Origin of the sequence: Shewanella intestini, assembly GCF_018221465.1 — a bacterium.
Lineage (GTDB): Bacteria > Pseudomonadota > Gammaproteobacteria > Enterobacterales > Shewanellaceae > Shewanella > Shewanella intestini.
Genome location: NZ_JAAIKR010000001.1, coordinates 464363 through 483928, shown reverse-complemented (window position 1 = coordinate 483928; position 19566 = coordinate 464363). Strand labels below are relative to the sequence as shown.

Below are 19566 nucleotides of genomic sequence, written 5' to 3'. Positions count from 1 at the left end.
GTAATTCAGCTCAAACACTTAATGCCATTAACAGTCACTTTGTTTCAAAAAATTGATTAGTCCGCTGTTTTATTACTAATGACAGTACCTTCTTTCTCACCCATGATCACGCGGCGCAGTGCACCTGGTTGATTCATGTTGAAAACAAGTAAAGGCATTTGATGATCGCGCGCCATGGTAAAGGCAGCTAAATCCATCACTTTTAATTCTGAATCTAACACGTCTGAATACGTTAGCGTGTCATATTTGACTGCATCAGGATCCTTCATCGGATCAGCAGAGTAAACACCGTCGACTTTGGTGCCTTTTAACACCACTTCAGCTTCAATCTCAATTCCGCGCAGACACGCAGCAGAATCAGTTGTGCAAAATGGATTGCCTGTACCCGCAGCAAAAATAACTACGCGTCCTGACTTTAATAAACTAATTGCTTCAGCCCAATTATAATCATCACACACACCTTTTAAAGGGATAGCTGACATTAGGCGAGCATTTACATACGCTCTGTGCAATGCATCACGCATCGCTAAGCCATTCATGACTGTGGCTAACATTCCCATGTGGTCACCGACAACGCGATTCATACCCGCACTTGCAAGGCCTTCACCACGGAATAAATTACCACCACCAATTACCACACCAACTTGAATACCTAACTCAACAAGCTCTTTTACTTCTTGGGCCATACGGTCTAACACTTTAGGGTCAATACCGAAGCCTTCGTCACCCATTAATGCTTCGCCGCTTAATTTAAGCAGAATACGTCTATATGCTGGTTTTGGATTGGTGCTCATAATTTTATCCTGATCATAATAAAACCGCAGCGGATGCTGCGGCTTTAGGGGGCTTAGAAATTATCAATTAAGCGTTTTTGGTTGCTGCGATTTGAGCGGCAACTTCAGCTGCGAAATCTTCTTCTTTCTTCTCGATACCTTCACCAACTTCTAAACGAATGAAGTTAGAGATAGTTGCGCCTTTCTCTTTAAGGATAGCGCCAACAGTTTTCTTAGGTTCCATGATGTAAGCTTGACCAGTAAGAGAGATCTCACCAGTAAACTTCTTCATGCGACCGATAACCATTTTTTCAGCGATTTCTTGAGGCTTACCTTCATTCATCGCGATTTCTACTTGAAGTGCTTGCTCTTTAGCAACAACATCAGCAGGAACGTCTGTTGGGTCAACAAATTCAGGCTTAGAAGCCGCAACATGCATAGCAATGTGTTTTAAAGTTTCAGCATCAGCTTCACCAGTAACAACAACACCGATACGGTCGCCATGACGGTAAGAAGCATTCGTTGCGCCATCGATGTATTCAACGCGACGAACGTTGATGTTTTCACCGATTTTAGCCACTAGAGCAACACGAGTTTCTTCAAATTGCGCTTTCAATTCTTCGATAGTCACTTTCGAAGCAGCTGCAACAGCAAGTACTTCATTAGCAAATGCTAGGAAGTTACCGTCTTTTGCAACGAAGTCTGTTTGGCAGTTAACTTCTAGAAGCGCAGAATAACCTTCGCCTTCTTTAATAAGAATTGTGCCTTCAGCAGCAATGTTACCTGCTTTTTTAGCAGCTTTAGCAGCACCGCTCTTACGCATGTTATCGATAGCTAGCTCGATATCACCGTTAGTTTCGGTTAATGCTTTTTTACAATCCATCATGCCAGCGCCAGTGCGGTCACGAAGTTCTTTAACTTGGGCAGCAGTAATTGCCATTGTTAAATCCTCTATTTAAATTCGTCTATTAATGCATTTATAAAACAGGGGCCAACTAGGCCCCTGTTTACCAATGTTTACATTGGAAAATAAGGGTAATGATTAATCATCACACCTTATTATTAAACAGCTTCTACGAAACCGTCTTGCTCAGCTTGTACAGCTAAATCTTGACCACGGCCAGCGTTAGCAGCAGCAGCAACAGAAGAAGTGTATAAACGGATAGCACGCATCGCGTCATCGTTACCAGGAACGATGTAGTTAACACCGTCTGGTGCAGAGTTGGTATCAACTACTGCAACAACTGGGATACCTAGGTTGTTAGCTTCTTTAATAGCAATATGCTCATGGTCAGCACCGATAACGAATAATACGTCAGGTAAACCGCCCATGTTTTTGATACCGCCTAAAGATTTTTCAAGCTTATCAAGTTCGCGTGAACGCATTAGCGCTTCTTTCTTAGTTAGCTTGTCGAAAGTACCGTCTACAGACTGGCTTTCTAGCTCTTTAAGACGCTTGATAGATTGACGAACAGTTTTCCAGTTAGTCAACATACCGCCTAACCAGCGGTGGTCAACGTAGAACTGGTCACAAGAAAGTGCAGATTCTTTGATTGCTTCGCCAGCAGCACGTTTAGTACCAACGAATAAGATTTTGCCTTTCTTAGAAGCAATGTTGCTAATGAAAGCTAACGCTTCATTGAACATTGGCACAGTATGCTCAAGGTTGATGATGTGAACACCGTTACGAGCACCGAAAATGAATGGCTTCATTTTTGGATTCCAGTAACGAGTTTGGTGACCGAAGTGAACACCAGCTTGTAGCATATCGCGCATTGAAACAGTAGTCATGATTTTTACCTTAGTTAAGGGGTTAGACCTCCACGCATCCCATTGTTTCGACTTCCAAATAAGGAAGCACCCCGAAAAATGTGTCGATACGTGTGTGATTTAGTATTTAAGTTAATTGCCATGTATAATAGCCGCCATATTTTACGCTTTAGTGCCATTTTAGTGAAGACCAAGCAAACAGATTTGCTGATAACAAACTAAAGCCACATCTAAACCGAATGAACAAACTTACACATAACGGCGCGCTTTATACCATATTGAGCCTTTAAACACAAATTTTATGGTGTAAACTAGCTGCTAAATTACATCCATTTTTGATACCCAAACACGAAGAGAAACCCATGAGTATTGTCATTAAGACCGCAGAAGAAATTGAAAAAATGCGTGCAGCAGGAAAGCTCGCTGCGCAAGTATTAGAAATGATTGCACCACATGTCAAAGCGGGCGTGACCACTGACGAGCTCAATGACATTTGTGCCAAATTTACTGAAGAAAACGGTGCTATTTCGGCACCATTGAATTATCACGGTTTCCCAAAGTCAATTTGTACATCTATTAACGAAGTCATTTGTCATGGCATTCCTAGTGCGCGTAAATTAATTGATGGTGATATTATTAATATCGATATAACCGTAATTTTAGACGGCTACCACGGCGATACATCACAAATGTTTTATATCGGCGAGGTCAGCGCAGCAGATAAGCATTTAGCAACGATTACTCAAGAATCTCTATATGAAGCAATTCGTATGGTAAAACCGGGGGTGAAAGTGTGTGACATCGGTGAGACGATAGAAAAGTTCATCAAACTTAAAAACAAAAACCGTCCTAATAAATACAGTATTGTGACTGATTTTTGTGGTCATGGTATTGGCTCAGGTTTTCATGAAGAACCACAAGTGATGCATTACAAAGAAAAGTTTGGCACGCCTGACAAACGTGTTTTGCGCCCAGGTATGTGTTTTACTATTGAACCAATGATTAACGCTGGTAAAAAACATTGTTATGTTTCTACAGAAGACAATTGGACGGCTTATACAAAAGATGGTAAAAATTCAGCTCAATGGGAACACACGTTATTAGTGACCGAAACGGGTGTTGAAGTGCTTACCCTTCGCAATGATGAAACATTGCCACGGGTCATTAACCACTAACTTTTATTTATCAGCGCGCTTTCCCCTTAAAGCGTGCTTTGCGCTCAATGCAGCATAAGGGTACTCAATGAACAAAGCGCTGGAAGCCAAGCAACAACTTATTCAGATAAACCAGCACTTAGTGGAGCAATATCAACATAATACCCCCATCGCTACCCTCATTACTCAACGCACAGTAAAAATTGACGCGTTATTAATTGATACTTGGTATCAATTTGGTCTTGAACAACACCCACTGGCATTAGTTGCTGTTGGCGGTTATGGTCGTAAAGAGTTACACCCACAGTCTGATATCGACTTACTGATCATCACACCACCTAGCGTCAGCACAGATGCTAAACAGCTAATCGGCCAATTTATTACCTTTTTATGGGATGCCGGCCTCGCCATAGGCCACAGTGTTCGATCTGTTAAGCAAACCCTTGAGCAAGCTCTCGCTGATATCACCATTGCCACAAACTTAATTGAAGCTCGCTTAATAAGCGGTCAAGCTGATGCTTTTAATCAACTTTATCAATGTATACGTGAAAAAAATTTTTGGCCTTCATCTGAGTTTTACCTCGCAAAAACCCAAGAACAAACAGACCGTCACGCCAAAGCAAATGCTTTCGATTTAGAGCCAAATTTAAAAAACTGCCCGGGTGGCTTACGTGACATTCAAACCATAGCTTGGGTTGCCATTCACCACTTTGATGCGGTTAATTTACAAGAATTAGTCGCCTATGAATATTTAGACACAACCGAGCTAAATGAGCTAATTGAATGTCGCGATTTTTTATGGGAGTTACGCTTTGCTCTGCATAGCATTGCTAACCGAGATGAAAACCGATTACTATTTGATTTACAAAGACAAGTTGCCGACTTTTTAGGATATGAAGACCAAACTCAATTAGCCGTAGAACAGTTAATGAAGAAATACTATCGCACGGTTCGCCGTGTGATGGAGTTAAATCAAATGCTGTTACAGCTGTTTAAAAGCGCCACGCTTGGCCATACACAAACCTTACCTGTACAGTCAATTAACGCCCAATTTCAACGTCGGGGCAGTTATATAGAGTTACTGCAACCGGGGCTATTCAAACAACAAACCGCCTGTATTTTAACCCTGTTTTTGCATGTCGCAAAAAACTCAAATATCCAAGCTATTTACGCATCAACATTACGTGAGTTACGAAATGCCCGCCGAAGCCTAACTGCACCACTACAAGATGACCCACAGTGTCGTAAAGTGTTTATGGATATACTTAAGCACCCTCGTGGTATTACCGCCTTATCATTGATGCATAAACATGGCATTTTATCGTCTTATTTGCCAGCGTGGCGAAGCATTGAAGGACAAATGCAGTTTGATTTATTTCATGCCTATACTGTCGATGAACATACTCACCGCCTATTACAAAATATTGACCGTTTTTCACAACCCGATCAAAAAGATGAATTCCCATTAGGTGGTATCCTCATGAGCCAATTGCCGAAAAAAGGCTTATTGGTACTTGGGGCCATTTTCCATGATATTGGCAAAGGCCGCGGCGGCGACCATAGCAAACTCGGCGCGGTTGATGCATTAAAATTTTGTAAGCTACACGGTTTGAATGACCATGACGGACGCTTAGTGGCTTGGCTGGTTGAACATCACCTAATTATGTCGGTTACCGCTCAACGCCGCGATATTTCTGATCCTGATGTTGTGTCGTTATTTGCCGAAAAAGTACGTGACACAGTGCATTTAAGCTACTTGTATTGCCTCACTGTTGCTGATATTTGTGCCACCAATAATAAAGCATGGAATAACTGGAAAGGCTCGTTGTTACGTGAGCTCTATTTCTCAACTCAACGGGTACTTGCTCGTGGCAAAGAAACCCCTGTAGATGCAGAGGCGCGAATTAGTGAGTCACAAGCAAAAGCCAAAAAAGAATTGTTACGCCGTGGGGTACGCGATAAAGGCCTAGACCCATTATGGGCACGTTTTAAGCCAAAGTATTTTTTACAGCATCAACCCAATCAAATAGCGTGGCATGCAGAAGCCATTATTAAACATCAAAATGACAATGAACCGATTGTATTAATGTCTAAACACACCACTCGCGGCGGCACTGAATTATTTATTTACAGTAAAGACAAGCCAAAACTGTTTGCGACTGTGATGACCGTGCTAGATAATAAAAATATCAATGTGCATGATGCTAATATCATGGCCACTCGAGACGGTTATGTTTTAGATACCTTTGTTATTCTTGAGCAAGACGGTGAACCTCTTACTCAATTATCTCGCATACAAAGTATCAAAAAAGCATTAGTTAAAGCGATTGCAACAGAAAACCCTAAGCTGCCTAAGTTCCGCAAGCTTGCTAGGATCATGAAACCTTTTAACGTTGCCACTCATGTGAGTTTCTTACCTAGCGTTAAGCATGGTACAAGTATGATGGAGCTCCATACGCTAGATTCTCCAGGATTATTAGCTAAAGTCGGTGACACGTTATATCGCTGTGAAGTTAGACTGTTGTCAGCCAAAATTACCACGATTGGTGAACGAGCAGAAGACTTCTTTATATTACAAACAAGAGATGGCCAAGCGCTAGGTGAGTCTAAAAAACAACAGCTTATCGAAGCGATGCACTTGACCCTAAAACAAATTAATTAACTAGACCAGGAGTATCAAATGCAGGCATTACGCCAACGAATTGAAGCAGCTTTTGAAGCACGCCAAGAGATCACCCCAACGACTGTAGATGCAAGCATTCGCGCCGATGTTGAAAAGGCCATTGATATGCTTGATAAAGGTGAAGCACGCGTTGCAGAAAAAATCGATGGCGAGTGGCACGTTAACCAGTGGCTAAAAAAAGCCGTATTACTGTCTTTTCGTATTTTTGATAATGCCGTCATTGATGGTGGCGACACTAAATACTACGACAAAGTGGCGCAAAAATTTGCTGACTATGATGAAGCGCGCTTCAAAAAAGAAGCCATTCGAGTAGTACCACCTGCAGCAGTGCGTAAAGGTTCTTTCATTGCTAAAAACACCGTGCTTATGCCTTCATACGTTAACTTAGGTGCATTTGTTGACGAAGGTACAATGGTTGACACATGGGCGACCGTAGGTTCATGTGCACAAATTGGTAAAAACGTTCACCTTTCTGGTGGCGTAGGCATTGGTGGGGTATTAGAGCCATTACAAGCAGGCCCAACCATCATTGAAGATAACTGTTTTATTGGCGCTCGCAGTGAAATTGTTGAAGGCGTTATTGTTGAAGAAGGCAGTGTGATTTCAATGGGTGTTTACATTGGCCAAAGCACACGTATTTTTGACCGTGAAACAGGTGAAGTTCATTACGGACGTGTGCCTGCGGGTTCTGTCGTGGTTTCAGGCAACTTACCTTCAAAGTGTGGCACTTACAGCTTATATGCAGCGATTATCGTTAAAAAAGTAGACGCGAAAACTCGCAGTAAAGTCGGTATTAATGAATTACTGCGCATTGTTGACTAATTAGGGTCAAGTAATAAAGTAAATGACTTAACCCCAAAAAAAAGGCGCCTAAAAGGCGCCTTTTTAATACCGAGGATAAAGCAATAATTTAAAAGCTGAAGTCACTTGGCTCTCATATTCATTTTCAAACTATTGTCTTGTCTTGTCTTGTCTTGTCTTGTCTTGTCTTGTCTTGTCTTGTCTTGTCTTGTCTTGTCTTGTCTTGTCTTGTCTTGTCTTGTCTTGCAGAAATTAAAACACAATGGTTTTGTTGCCATAAACCAAAACTTGTTCATTTAAGACCAATTGCAACGCTTTACTTAATACGCTTTTCTCGACATCGCGACCTTGATGGGCAAGCTCTTGTGCACTGTAACTGTGATCAACTGAAATAACATTTTGTTTGATAATGGGCCCTTCATCTAGACAGTTATTGACAAAATGCGCTGTTGCGCCGATGATTTTCACCCCGCGTTCCCAAGCTTGCTGATATGGTGATGCCCCAATAAATGCCGGTAAAAAAGAGTGATGGATATTAATAATGCGGTTTTCAAACTGACTAACAAAATGTGGCGTTAATACCCGCATGTACTTTGCTAGTACCACATAGTGTGCTTGGTAAGGTAAAATCACATCAAGCATGGCTTGCTCATGGGCTGCACGCGTTAAACCTTGATGGCTGATAAAATGATACGGCACATCAAACTTTTCAACCAACGCAGCTAATTCAGGGTAATTACCTACAACAGCGGCTATTTCAACATCTAAACCACCATAATATGCCTTCATTAAAATATCACCCACACAATGGGCTTCTTTGGTTACCATAATCACAATGCGTTTTTTGCTGTTGTCGACTAATTTAACGTGATGCTGTTGTGGTAAGACTTGCGCGAATTGCTGCAGTAACACTTCATCGTTAAACACGCCTTCAAGCTCAGTGCGCATATAAAAACGCTTATTGTGGCTATCAACAAACTCTTTATTGTTAATAATATTAAGATCATGCTTTGCACACACCTGTGTCACCTGAGCAATTAGCCCCCGGGCATCGGCGCAATCAGTTATTAACACTTTTTGTTGCACTGTTTTTGTCATGATGGCGTAGCTCCTTAACTTGAGTTTTTATCAGTGTGTCATGAAATAAGGGAGGTTTTAATCTTATCGATATGAAAATAATGATAGCAGAGCAAAAAACGAGGTTATTTAAACGCTTAATAGTACTGGTAAATTGTAAAGAGGGATAAAGCGAACGTTTAAATATCAATCAAGACTACATACATATGGGTCATATTAGCGGGACTTGTGCCGGTGAATTGACAGCAGAAACCCAGCGTGAAGCTCTCACTATCAATAACAAAGCTAAACAATTGCTTTATTGGTATATGGCTGGCGAAAAACGAAGGGTTAATGCCATTAACGACTGATAAGCGTAAGTTCGATTTACCTTATCGACGCCGAGACTCTAAATAACGTTGTAATAGTTTACGTAAGGTTTCAGCTTTTGTGCCATATACCACTTGCACGCCTTGACCAACAATCACCACTCCTTTTGCGCCTAATCGCACTAAACGACCTTTATCAATTAATCCTGATTGCTTAACACTGATCCTTAATCGAGTTAAACAAGCATTAATTTCGACGATATTGTCTTTGCCACCTAAGGCGCTCACCATTGCAGTCAGGGTTTCTTTTTGTTGGATGTTAGCATCATTGGTCACTCTACCAGGGGTTTTAATGTCAAATACCACAATAGAAAAGCGAAATAACCAATAATATATGATGGCGGTAAGCGGCCCTAACAACCATAACCATTGGATATTTGTCGACAATGGCAGTAGTAACAGGAAATCAACCAAGCCATGTGAGAATACTATGCTGTGATTAATATCGAGCCAAATACACACGCTATAAGCCACACCTGTTAATAGTGCATGTACAAAAAATAACAGTGGCGCCACAAACATAAATGCAAATTCCAGTGGTTCTGTCACCCCAGTTAACCAACTTGCCACTCCGGCAGATAACATAATGCCCGCCACTCGATTACGCTCACGTTTATCTGCACATTTCCAAATAGCAAAGCCTGCGGCTGGCAACCCCCACATTTTAATTAAATAGCCACCAGCAAGATTACCAGCAGACGGGTCGCCATCTAAAAAGCGCGCTATTTCACCGCGAACTAAATTATCGCCATCAACAAACTGACCCACTTCAAAATAAAAAGGGGCATTCCAAATATGATGCAAACCTAAGGGGATCAGTAGCCGCTCTATCGTGCCGTAAATACCAAATGCTAAGGTAGGATCTTGATAAACTACCCAATTTGAAAGACCTTGTATAAATTCAAACATCGGCGGCCACACATTTGCCGCTAAAAAACCTAACATCATTGAAATTGGAATATTAATTAATGGGGCACTGCGCCGGCCTTCAAAAAATGAAAATATCACCGGCAATTTAACTCGCTGACTTAAATACACAGCTAAACAGGTAGAGCCACCAATTAACATGCCGCCAGCAATACCGGTATCAATAGTCGCAATCCCCCATATTTCCCGTGAAGGTAATTGATAAAGCTCAGTTAGTGCGCCCATTGTCGAGGTAAAAACACCAAAGCCAAACACCGCAGAAAATGCTGCTAGTCCCTGATCTTTACAAAAACCAATGGCAATAGACACGCTAAACAACAACGGCATCATGGTAAAAACAAGATGACCGACAGCAGAGAAAATAAGGTTAACTTCTTGCGGAATAAACGGTAAGGGGTTGACGGTTAACCCCAGCATAATACCGGCAGCAGGTAAGATAGCTACCGGAATCAGTAAGGCGTGGCTTAGGCGCTGAGCAAACCTAAACCAATGTTGATTAATATAGTTTAGGCCTCGGCGAGTAACTGAGCGGCGCCATGCCAAGTTGAGATCCATTGTTTTGCTTCTTGTTGTGGGTCCATGGTTTCACAAGCATCAATCTTAAGCGTTTGGGTTAACGGTTGCGCCCCAAGTTCTTGCAATAAAGCATCGACTTTTTCTGCCGCACCGCAAAACATTTCATAACTAGAATCTCCAAGCCCTATCACACTATATTTCAGTTCTGGTGAATAAGGCGCCAACTCTTTTAAATGTTGAAACCACGGCTCAATATTATCAGGTAAATCACCATTACCGGTGGTAGAAGTCACCACGATAAGCCATTGTTCAGCGCTGGGAGTATAAGCTGTTAATTCAGCGGGCAACAAAATTTGGCTCGCATAACCTAATGCCGTAATCGCTTGATTGACGGTTTCAGCCGTTTTTTCAGCATCGCCGTAGACCGTGCCAAAAACGATATTCACTTTTTGCATGACAACTTCTCCATAAGTTATTCAAAAATTGCACAGTTTGTTCGCTTTATGCTTCTAATGTAAGCAGCAATGAGTTGTCATGCAACCTCATTTACAGTTTATTGGATTGTTTCTTTTCAACTACTTGCGAGTAATTGCCCGTCATCTTGCTCTAGCTGCGTCTCAAGCCCGAGTAACTCAAACACCGTTAACCATTCTGGTTCTAGCTCAGTTTCGATATGTACACGAACTTGAGTAACAGGGTGGGTAAAAGTCAGGCTTTTAGCAATTAACCACAATCGGTTAATGTTGCTATATTCACGAAAGAAACGATTTTGCTTACCATCGCCATGGGTGGTGTCGCCCACTATCGGATGGCGTAAATGCGCCATATGACGACGTAATTGATGTTTGCGCCCAGTTTGTGGCATTAACTTAACTAGACCAAAGCGAGATGTTGGGTAGCGACCAGAACTAAATGGAATTTCAGCATTAAGCAAAGGTTGATAATCGGTCTCGGCATCTTGCGCAGGTTTATTTTTATTGGCAAATTTATCACCGACATCGTCAGCCTCATATTTTAATGCATAATCGAGTGTCCCACTTTCATGCATATTGCCGCGCACTAATGCTAAATAACACTTTTCAATGGTATGTTGCTCAAACTGTTCACAAAGTGCTTTGGCTACTTCACTGCTTTTAGCAAATAATAAGACCCCAGATGTGGGCCTATCCAGTCGATGAACGGGAAAGACATGGCATCCCACTTTATCGCGAGTAAGCTGCATGGCAAAAAAACGTTCTTTTCGGGCTAAATAACTACGATGAACCAATAATCCTGCAGGTTTATGAATAGCAACAAGGTGCTCATCTTCAAAAATGACCTCAATTTCAGGTGCAACTTCTTCATTCTCATCAATTGCGTCATCAACTAAAGGGCTTGCTTCGATAACCTTATCAGCCATGGTTTGCTCAAGGATTTCGGCTTGCGATGGTGTATCTATTGATGTATCAGCAGCCAAAATCGGCATGGGTTGTGGAGTCATATTTTTAGGCATAAAAAGTAAACTTACTGGTTAACAAGCGCATCTAAAACGCGCAATAATTCAATAATAGAATGACGTTCTGGCATCGACTGCCATACATGCTCAGCCATTGGCGCAATGGCCATATTGGTTGGCAAGGGCATTTTAGCAGCCATTAATTGCTGCATTTTAGGAATAAAGATAAATTGCAGCCATTGCTCAAATGTCATGGTGTCACAAGCAAATGGCGCTGTACTTGCTAGTGCTTGTGCTGAAATAGCTTGTGCTGACCACAACTGTAATAGCTTGAGCTGTTTCTCTAGCTCAACTAATTGGTTTTTTAGCTCTACATACATCATAAATTCACGTCATAACCGCTAACAACAGTTGAATATGATACCATTTAGCCCCATTAATACCCATATAAGCTCGACTCTCAACATTACTTTTACAGCCAATACTGCGAATCAATATGACCGACATAAATACCTTGAGCCAATTTTTAACCACCGCAAACACCCAGTTTCAAGTTTATGACTTAGGGCGACGCGTTCAAAGCATTGACATGATGGCATTTCATCAAATTGAAGAACTGGCCGCTCCCTACCCTTACCCAACCCAAGGGCATGCACATTTTGCTATCGTATTTTGGCAGCAAGCTGAAACACCTTATATTTGGTTTTTAAAATTACCGCTTGATGAACGAGGGTTATTGTCACCCGCTCAGCGCAGTCATTTTTTGAAAATGGTACTTGAAGCACTTGGACGCGACCCCACTCAGCCTATTAGCGATGAGCAACAAGAAACGCTATCAAACCATCCCTTTACCTTTAAACCCAGCCAAGAAAAATTAGCCGTTTTTAATGCGTTAGTGAGGCAACAACTGGGCCAGCAAGCGTCATCACAATATGAGTTTGCTGTCGAGTATTTGTCTGGTCAAATCCATCCTGACAACTGGCAGCAAATCGGCTTACAAGGTATTGCCGATGTTTGTATTCGCGCTGAAAAAAATGGCCACACACAAGATTTAATTAATAGTTTTGATTTTGCACCGACAGAGGTTCAAGCAGCCATTTGTCAGTGTTTAGAGCACGTTTATATCGCACCTGAATTAGCCCAACGTATTGCCCGCAGCTTGAACTTGGTACCAAGCTCCCATAAAACCACTTATATAAGAGCGTTAGCGTCACAACCTAAGCTTGTACAGAGTGTCATTAAGCAACTTGATGAGCAAAATAAATTAAATGATGAAATGCTGATCACCATCGCCGCAAGAAACTGGCATGTATTATCTGATGATGCAGTTCGCAAAATTTACCTTGAAGCATTAGCTAAGCAGCCGCAACACTTCTTCAATCAGGTATTTGCTGATATTGTGGCGATTCCAAGTTTACGACATGCACTATTAACTGAGTTGCGAAACCCAGAACGCAGCCCGCAGCTTTCCACCGCTATCGGCGGATTATTTAAGGCATTAAGCCAATGATGAGTGATTTTTTAATTATTGTCGCGGTGGTGGTCATCGCCGCGTTCTTTTGGCAATTACGCCAAATGGCTGAACTGAGCAAAATGTTTGCAGAGCAATCTTGTGCTAAGCAACGGGTGCAGTTTTTATCGATTGCCATGGTGAATGCAAAACCCACAATTGGCGGTCATACCGGTCTTTGTTGGCATACCCGTTTTATGTTTGAATTTAGCACAAACGGTGAAAATTTATACCAAGCGCATATTCACATGAAAGGCAAAACCATCCTAAAAGTGGATTGGCCTATTTTCCCTGAGCCTGACTGGCAAAATGCTCCAATGGCAAAAGGTAAATTTGGTGGTTGTGGTTCTGGTGGTGGTTGTAATTCAGGTAAGTGCCGTTAACGCTATTGATATGACAGCCACTCTAATACCTAGCGTGTTAAGTCTAGGTTAGCTCAGCCTTTATTCACTTTTGAATAAGTGCAATAAACATAGGCATTATTAGCTCATACAAAAAAAGGGCTACAGTAAGGTTTACATTGAACCTGACTGTAGCCTTTATTTTTGTCTAACGGCTTACAAATATGTCATCGCAGCCTTTTTAACCATTATAACGTGCAATCACTTTAGTTAATCGTCTTCTTTGTTGATGAACTTGCCCTTGTCATCAAACGGCCAGTCAATCCCTAACCATGCTTTTAAGAACGCTTTTTGCTCCGCACTTGGTTTATCAACAGCGGTAATAGTAAGCTTACCTTTGGGCACACTTTGCACTTCAACTTCTATTGGCGTTAATTGATCGTTTTTAAATACGGTTAGGCTAATTTTATCGCCAGAGTTAAAATCTTCTAAACGTTTTGTAAAGCCTGGCGCGGTGACTTTCAAGCCATTAACAGCAACAACTTCATCCCCCGCGACAATACCCGCATTCCATGCAGGACTTCCTTTGCGAACATGATTAATGCTTAAATCATGATGAGCGCTTGATAATGTAATTCCCACATCAATGGTTTGTTTGTCATCCGCATAATGGGTTTTCAGCCCCGCTTGAGCTAATAAACCATCAAAATCATGGCTTTTTGGCGTATCCACATTTTCTTGCCACCATTTTTGATAATCTCGCCCAGTTAAGCCCGCTAAAATGCCTTTAACATCATCAACGGTAAAACCAATTGGGAGTTTAAAATCTTGATAAAGTTTACGATGAACATCTCGATAAGAATGCGCTAATTTGGTGTCATTTAATAACTGTAAATCAAGCGCCATAGAGGTGATATAACCTTCAGAGTAAATACTGACACTGTGGTTAATAGCATAATCACCAAAGGTATTGGTCCACTGGCCTAAACTTGACTCAGCAATTGACTGAACTTCACGACCTGGAGTATGCAAATTTCGCGCAACTCGCTTGGCTAAATCCGCCAAATATTCTTTGGCTGTTATCACACCAGCACGCAGCAATAATTGGTTCTGAAAATAACTGGTTGAGCCTTCTGAAATCCACAACAACGAGGTCATATTTTCAGATTGATAATCATAAGGAACTAACCCTTGTGGGCGATAAGCTTTGACGTTCCAAGTGTGAATGAATTCATGCGATGCAGTACTAATAAAACGCAAATAATCATCACGTTCACGGAACATAAATCGCGGTAATTGAATAATTGTTGAGTTAAGGTGCTCAGTTGCGCCGCTCGCCCCGCTGGTAGCATGCACCATATAAACATAGCGCTCAAAAGGGTAATCGTCCCAAATGACATGAGCTTGGCCACTGATTTTCTTCAAATCTTCAACAATTTGACTGGTGTCGTAATTACCTTCCCCCCAAAAAACGACTTCATAATCGCGGCCATCAGCTTTAAAACTAAAGTGCTGATTAATACCGGTTTCAATTGGTGAGTCAACTAACACATCATAATTAGCTGCTTTAAAAGAGTGGGGGTGTTTGCCACTTTCCATACCTGAAAAACTGCGCCAACTTTTCGGCACATCCATCGCTACGGTAATGTCATCTTGCCTAAATTCGGGGCTATACATAAACACCCCGCTGGCATCTAAAAAAGCATGAGAGGCATCAATATGACGTAAGCGCACACCGAGTTCATTCGCATGAAGACGATAACTCACATTCACCTGCGTTGGTTTAGATAAATTAACCGTCCACTCACCGCTGGCACTACGCGTCCAAGGAAGCTCGCGCCCTTTGCTGTCGGTTGCACGAAATGCACGAACACCATCTGCAGTTGGCAAAATATCGTACTTGCCAGTACGCCAAACAGGTAAATTAACCACAAGTTGATTGTTCTTTGTCTCAGGGAATGCCACTGAAACAGATGCACTGTGATGTTCAGGTGTAGTTAGATCAATATGATAATTAACTTGCGCCATAGCAGGACTTATCCAAGCACTTCCCATTAACACACAACTCACGAAAATAGCTGTTGAGTTTAGTTTCACTCGTGTATTCCTTCTTATTATGATTTTTTTGTTTTTATTTAATGGTAAAGTATAACAATTTTGACCATAGCTCTCAGCAACTAACTATATTAGGTTACATCTTTTGAGTTTAAACAAGGAAATAGTTTTATCATGCGGGTGTTTTTATGTTGTTTTATTTTGCTTAGTATTGCTTTCTCAGCAACGAGTGTTGCTGTCGATTTGCAGCAACGAGAAATTACCTTTAGAGAGCATCCTCAAGCGCTATACGACACCTTATTAAATAATACACGTTATCCTTTAGTTATTAATAATATTGATGATTTCAAACAAGCCGCTAAACAAATTAACACTTCAGAGGAAGCACTAAAACAGGACTTGATTTCCCTTGCAAGGCTCACCTTAGAAGCCAATGTTACGCACCCTGAAAAATACCAACAAGCGCAAACATTAATCACGCAATTGCAAAGTATTGCGGTGACAAATGTCGATAACGCAATGATTATCATGCTCAACGCACGTTATAACGCGCGAAAAAATCAACAATACAAACAAGCAATTATTGATTTTAATACGGCATTAAAGCGAATTTCGGCAGAAACATTAACACAAGCGGTGTTATTGAAATTTATCTTGCATGAGCAACTCAGCAGTTTGAATCAAATGGTTTACAGACCAATACCTGCGCTGTCTAACCTAAACCGATATCGAGAAATTGCTTACCAAATTCGTAATGATTACTTCATTTCATTGTCAGAGTCAGCGCTAGGAAAGTATTACGGTAAAAACAATGACAGGGCTAAATCCTTACAACATTACAGCGAAGCATTCCGTATTGCTAACCGCTTAAAATATTCAGGTTTAAAAGCCCATGCACAGTTAAACCTCGCCCGCACTTACCGAGACTTAGAGCAATGGAAAGATGCGCTCCACCATGGTCACAACGCGCTTGAAAACTTTCAAAAGTTGGGGTATTTACCTTATGTTGCACAAGCATTAACGGCAATTGCCATTACTTATAAAGGCCAAAACCAATGGAATAAAGCCATTGATTATTATTTAAATGCTGAACAAGTTAATCAGCAACTCGGTAATGAAATTGCCTTAGGAATTAATTTCCATAACTTAGGTGAAGCTTATTCACAAATTGGCGATGTCCAAGCCGCGATTATCTCGCTACAAAAAGCCAATGACGTTTTTAGAGCAAAGCAATTAAATCATTACTTGGTTTATAACGAACTGCTGTTTGCAAAAGTCACTTTAAACGAACGCATGTGGTCAGTTGCTGTGCAACATGCTGAAAAAGCGCTTCAACTGGCAAATGAACAATCGCTTCATCAACAAAAAATTGAAGCATTAGAATATCTGGCACAAGCATTTAAACACCTTGGCGATTTAGAAAACGCCCTTTCGGTCTATGAACAAATGAAAAATTTTGAGGAGCAAAACCAATCATTTGACAATAACAATGATACCTCCGCCAATTTAACCGTACAGAAAATGAAGTTTGAATTAGGTTTGATTAAAAATCAGTTGGATGTCGAAACGTCACTCAATAACAAAAACCAGATCCGCTTAGTGGTGCTATCAATTACCACCGTCTTGTTTTTTCTGGCATTCATCATGGTATTAAAACAGCAAAGAAAACAACAACGGCGATTACACAAAGTAGAAACCAGGCATTTATTAGACCCCACGACAGGAATTAATGGCTACTTTGGGCTGCTAGAAGAGTTAAAAGATGAGAGTAAACAATTAACTCAACGCACGCTTGCCCTCGTGAGCATTAATGATTCAAGTAATGATGACATCAACTTAGGTGCGACAGAGTCGAATAAAAGAGGGGCTTTTATCATCGATAAACTGAATCATTTATTGCCAATGTCTTCTTTTGTCATCAGACCAGGGGTTATTGCTTGCTACTTTGATACTTGTCATCATCCTGATCAAATCCTCGCCGCCACTGAACAAGCCCTAGCGAGTGTCACCGAGCATGTAGCCATTCCGCGCTTTCATGAACCCTTAACTCAAAGCAATATCTCAATTGGCCATATAAATTTACCGTTATTAAATAACCCGGACATCTTAATTTCACCACAACTGCAATTTGAAACGGTGCAATTTGCCTTAGCCGCAGCAAACTCGATTGCCCTGCCAAATAGTTATGTGTCGCTAAAAACACTAAACTTTGCCCCCGCAGCCATTTTTAGCGCGCCGTTATATTTAAACCTTAAACAAGCCCTCAGCCGAGGTATCATTCGCGCTGAATCGAACCAAAATTTAGAAAAAATTTGTTGGCCTATGGCAAAAGTGAGTAACTAATCACCAAATATTAGGCAGTTATATCTTTTTTTGTCCAAAATGCCTTATTGTAGGTACATTAAAGTCAATAACATCACTATAATGATGCTTATAATTACAATGACTTGAAAGCCAAGTTATTTATACTTTTCAACTTTGCAAATTCTCTCGAGTGCAGTAAAAGGCTATACATGAATGACTCTAACAACACTGTTTCTCAAATCGCGTTATTAAAGCAAAAACTAGGTTCAGCAAAAATCGCTTTAGAGGGCATAAATAATGAGCATAATGGCAAGTTGGAGCAACTTATCCACTTTATTGGGCAGCTGAGTCTTGCATGCAAAGGGCAGAATTTAGAGTTAGATAACAAACTTGCCAAGTTACGTCATCGCCTGCACAACTTCGACTCGATTGACGAAGCACTGCCTGAACTACTTAGTATCGAGAAACTGTTACAATCGCAATATCGCCAAACCATGACTCAACTAGAAGAGAGTCGAGGAAGTTTATCAACACTCATTGGTCAAATTCAGCGTATAAATTCTGCACCCGAAAAACTCAAGAAAGAAATCAATTACTTCAAGCAAGAGCTAACCAAGCCATTCCATACCGTTTGGGACTACATTCCAAAAATGGAAGCGATGATTCGCTTTTATGAGCAAATATTGCATGATGAATTGCTGCAATCGGATCATTACGAAATCCTACCTCATCACGTACAACTTGCCCGAGAGTTAGCAACAGAAATATCTGAAATTGAATTTCGTAAAGATCAACGTGACCAAGTTTTAGTGTTAAAAGAGGTGTTACAAGGTGACATTTCACTAGATATATTGCTTGAATCATATCATACGGTTTTAAGTTTATTACTTGAGAACATAGCCCACGAAAAATCGGCTTCTCAAGATTTTTTATACGCGTTAAATGATGCATTAACCGTCGTTAGAGATGTCGTTAATAGTTCTCATAACAACAATCAACGCAGCAACCAAATCAAGCAACAATTAAATAAGGAAATTAACTTAAGGGTCAATAACGCTGATTGTATTCTTGTCGATGTCAACAATAGTACCGAGTTAAAAGTACAGTTAACTAGCCAACTAAGTGCATTAAAAGAAGCGTTATCTCGTAAAGAAGCATTAGAACAACGCGAGCAAAACATCTTAAAGAAATCTATTGATTCAATGCGTAAAGAGCTCAACAACATTACTCAAGAAGCCAATAGCTACAAAGAGAAACTATTTGAGCACCAAAAACTAAACCTGCTTGACCCATTAACTCAATTAGCAAACCGAACAGCACTTGAAGACCGTATGGAGCAAGAATATCGCAATCATATTCGCTTTAAGACCCCATTATGGATAGCCATTACCGATATCGATCATTTCAAATCAGTCAATGATAGTTTTGGCCACACCACTGGCGATAAAACGCTACAAGTGATTGCCATGGCACTTAAAAATTCATTGCGCGAAAGTGAGTTTGTCGCCCGTTATGGTGGTGAAGAGTTTGTATTGCTATTGCCTGATGTAAATGAAGAGCATATTTCGCAATTACTTAACCGTGTTCGAGAAAAAATTAAGAACATTCCTTTTAGATTCAAAAACCAACGGATCACGGTGACATTATCAATTGGCGCTGCGCAAGTCATGGATCACGAGTCTATTGAAGACACCTTTGAAAGAGCTGATGCCGCATTATACCGTGCGAAAAGTAACGGCCGCGACAGAATAGTTATCGATCTATAGCCCACCGTAACAACAACAGTAAGCCTACATAATGAAATAAAGCAGCAATAAAAATACTTTAACATTTACTTAGAGTTTATTGCTGT

Annotated in this window: 16 protein-coding genes; 7 read left to right on the top strand and 9 right to left on the bottom strand. The window is 40.9% G+C overall.

The features are described from left to right. Positions 1 to 56: 56 nt before the first annotated feature. The 3 genes from pyrH to rpsB all read right to left on the bottom strand — a co-directional run bounded on the left by pyrH (position 57) and on the right by rpsB (position 2564). Complete coding sequence (gene pyrH, locus G3R48_RS02135; RefSeq protein WP_153660763.1) at positions 57 to 794, bottom strand: UMP kinase; 738 nt, start codon at positions 792 to 794, stop codon at positions 57 to 59. A 67-nt stretch (positions 795 to 861) separates the two neighbouring features. Then, entirely contained in the window at positions 862 to 1713 is an 852-nt protein-coding gene (gene tsf, locus G3R48_RS02130; RefSeq protein ID WP_153660765.1) for a translation elongation factor Ts, read from the bottom strand. A gap of 122 nt (positions 1714 to 1835) precedes the next feature. Continuing rightward, the gene (gene rpsB / locus G3R48_RS02125; protein ID WP_153660767.1) at positions 1836 to 2564 is read right to left on the bottom strand and encodes a 30S ribosomal protein S2; all 729 of its coding nucleotides are present in this window, start codon (positions 2562 to 2564) and stop codon (positions 1836 to 1838) included. 341 nt (positions 2565 to 2905) lie between these two features. Here rpsB and map point away from each other — a divergent pair, with 341 nt between their 5' ends. From map to dapD, 3 genes are all read left to right on the top strand, one after another. After that, positions 2906 to 3718: a type I methionyl aminopeptidase gene (map, locus tag G3R48_RS02120; protein ID WP_153660769.1), complete on the top strand. Its 813-nt coding sequence runs from the start codon at positions 2906 to 2908 to the stop codon at positions 3716 to 3718. A 67-nt stretch (positions 3719 to 3785) separates the two neighbouring features. Then, entirely contained in the window at positions 3786 to 6359 is a 2574-nt protein-coding gene (gene glnD / locus G3R48_RS02115) for a bifunctional uridylyltransferase/uridylyl-removing protein GlnD (RefSeq protein ID WP_153660771.1), read from the top strand. Between the two features lie 18 nt (positions 6360 to 6377). Then, complete coding sequence (dapD, locus tag G3R48_RS02110) at positions 6378 to 7202, top strand: 2,3,4,5-tetrahydropyridine-2,6-dicarboxylate N-succinyltransferase (RefSeq protein WP_153660773.1); 825 nt, start codon at positions 6378 to 6380, stop codon at positions 7200 to 7202. Positions 7203 to 7433: 231 nt separating this feature from the next. Here the strand turns inward: dapD and purU are convergent, their stop codons facing one another. The 5 genes from purU to G3R48_RS02085 all read right to left on the bottom strand — a co-directional run bounded on the left by purU (position 7434) and on the right by G3R48_RS02085 (position 11887). After that, entirely contained in the window at positions 7434 to 8279 is an 846-nt protein-coding gene (gene purU, locus G3R48_RS02105) for a formyltetrahydrofolate deformylase (protein WP_153660775.1), read from the bottom strand. A gap of 350 nt (positions 8280 to 8629) precedes the next feature. Then, positions 8630 to 10108, bottom strand: coding sequence for a PTS transporter subunit EIIC (locus tag G3R48_RS02100; RefSeq protein WP_153660777.1), 1479 nt, complete (start codon positions 10106 to 10108; stop codon positions 8630 to 8632). Next, a complete protein-coding gene (locus tag G3R48_RS02095) occupies positions 10060 to 10524 on the bottom strand; it encodes a flavodoxin (protein WP_153660779.1) in 465 nt (154 codons plus the stop codon). Before G3R48_RS02095 ends, G3R48_RS02100 begins: the two co-directional genes overlap by 49 nt. Before the next feature lie 116 nt (positions 10525 to 10640). Continuing rightward, positions 10641 to 11468: a tRNA pseudouridine(65) synthase TruC gene (gene truC / locus G3R48_RS02090; protein ID WP_153662041.1), complete on the bottom strand. Its 828-nt coding sequence runs from the start codon at positions 11466 to 11468 to the stop codon at positions 10641 to 10643. Positions 11469 to 11572: 104 nt separating this feature from the next. Next, positions 11573 to 11887 carry a YqcC family protein gene (locus G3R48_RS02085; RefSeq protein WP_153660781.1) on the bottom strand — a complete coding sequence of 105 codons (315 nt, stop codon included), beginning with the start codon at positions 11885 to 11887 and terminating at the stop codon, positions 11573 to 11575. A 113-nt stretch (positions 11888 to 12000) separates the two neighbouring features. On the opposite strand from G3R48_RS02085, the gene G3R48_RS02080 reads away from it, so the two are divergent. Further along, on the top strand, positions 12001 to 13014 hold the full coding sequence (locus G3R48_RS02080) for a DUF3549 family protein (RefSeq protein WP_153660783.1): 1014 nt from the start codon (positions 12001 to 12003) through the stop codon (positions 13012 to 13014). Next, positions 13011 to 13397: a DUF3301 domain-containing protein gene (locus tag G3R48_RS02075; protein WP_153660785.1), complete on the top strand. Its 387-nt coding sequence runs from the start codon at positions 13011 to 13013 to the stop codon at positions 13395 to 13397. The genes G3R48_RS02080 and G3R48_RS02075 overlap by 4 nt, the downstream gene beginning before the upstream one ends. Before the next feature lie 228 nt (positions 13398 to 13625). Here G3R48_RS02075 and G3R48_RS02070 read toward each other — a convergent pair whose 3' ends face one another. Continuing rightward, complete coding sequence (locus G3R48_RS02070; RefSeq protein ID WP_153662043.1) at positions 13626 to 15410, bottom strand: M61 family metallopeptidase; 1785 nt, start codon at positions 15408 to 15410, stop codon at positions 13626 to 13628. Positions 15411 to 15584: 174 nt separating this feature from the next. Here G3R48_RS02070 and G3R48_RS02065 point away from each other — a divergent pair, with 174 nt between their 5' ends. Both G3R48_RS02065 and G3R48_RS02060 read left to right on the top strand, forming a co-directional pair. Continuing rightward, positions 15585 to 17753 (top strand): tetratricopeptide repeat protein, encoded by a 2169-nt coding sequence (locus G3R48_RS02065; RefSeq protein WP_153660787.1) that lies wholly within the window; start codon positions 15585 to 15587, stop codon positions 17751 to 17753. 170 nt (positions 17754 to 17923) lie between these two features. Further along, on the top strand, positions 17924 to 19480 hold the full coding sequence (locus G3R48_RS02060; RefSeq protein ID WP_153660789.1) for a GGDEF domain-containing protein: 1557 nt from the start codon (positions 17924 to 17926) through the stop codon (positions 19478 to 19480). The last annotated feature ends 86 nt before the right edge of the window (positions 19481 to 19566 follow it).

Coding starts and splice junctions, on each gene's coding strand:
- pyrH (WP_153660763.1), bottom strand. CDS start 794: ATGAGCACCAATCCAAAACCAGCATATAGACGTATTCTGCTTAAATTA.
- tsf (WP_153660765.1), bottom strand. CDS start 1,713: ATGGCAATTACTGCTGCCCAAGTTAAAGAACTTCGTGACCGCACTGGC.
- rpsB (WP_153660767.1), bottom strand. CDS start 2,564: ATGACTACTGTTTCAATGCGCGATATGCTACAAGCTGGTGTTCACTTC.
- map (WP_153660769.1), top strand. CDS start 2,906: ATGAGTATTGTCATTAAGACCGCAGAAGAAATTGAAAAAATGCGTGCA.
- glnD (WP_153660771.1), top strand. CDS start 3,786: ATGAACAAAGCGCTGGAAGCCAAGCAACAACTTATTCAGATAAACCAG.
- dapD (WP_153660773.1), top strand. CDS start 6,378: ATGCAGGCATTACGCCAACGAATTGAAGCAGCTTTTGAAGCACGCCAA.
- purU (WP_153660775.1), bottom strand. CDS start 8,279: ATGACAAAAACAGTGCAACAAAAAGTGTTAATAACTGATTGCGCCGAT.
- G3R48_RS02100 (WP_153660777.1), bottom strand. CDS start 10,108: ATGGATCTCAACTTGGCATGGCGCCGCTCAGTTACTCGCCGAGGCCTA.
- G3R48_RS02095 (WP_153660779.1), bottom strand. CDS start 10,524: ATGCAAAAAGTGAATATCGTTTTTGGCACGGTCTACGGCGATGCTGAA.
- truC (WP_153662041.1), bottom strand. CDS start 11,468: ATGGCTGATAAGGTTATCGAAGCAAGCCCTTTAGTTGATGACGCAATT.
- G3R48_RS02085 (WP_153660781.1), bottom strand. CDS start 11,887: ATGATGTATGTAGAGCTAAAAAACCAATTAGTTGAGCTAGAGAAACAG.
- G3R48_RS02080 (WP_153660783.1), top strand. CDS start 12,001: ATGACCGACATAAATACCTTGAGCCAATTTTTAACCACCGCAAACACC.
- G3R48_RS02075 (WP_153660785.1), top strand. CDS start 13,011: ATGATGAGTGATTTTTTAATTATTGTCGCGGTGGTGGTCATCGCCGCG.
- G3R48_RS02070 (WP_153662043.1), bottom strand. CDS start 15,410: ATGGGAAGTGCTTGGATAAGTCCTGCTATGGCGCAAGTTAATTATCAT.
- G3R48_RS02065 (WP_153660787.1), top strand. CDS start 15,585: ATGCGGGTGTTTTTATGTTGTTTTATTTTGCTTAGTATTGCTTTCTCA.
- G3R48_RS02060 (WP_153660789.1), top strand. CDS start 17,924: ATGAATGACTCTAACAACACTGTTTCTCAAATCGCGTTATTAAAGCAA.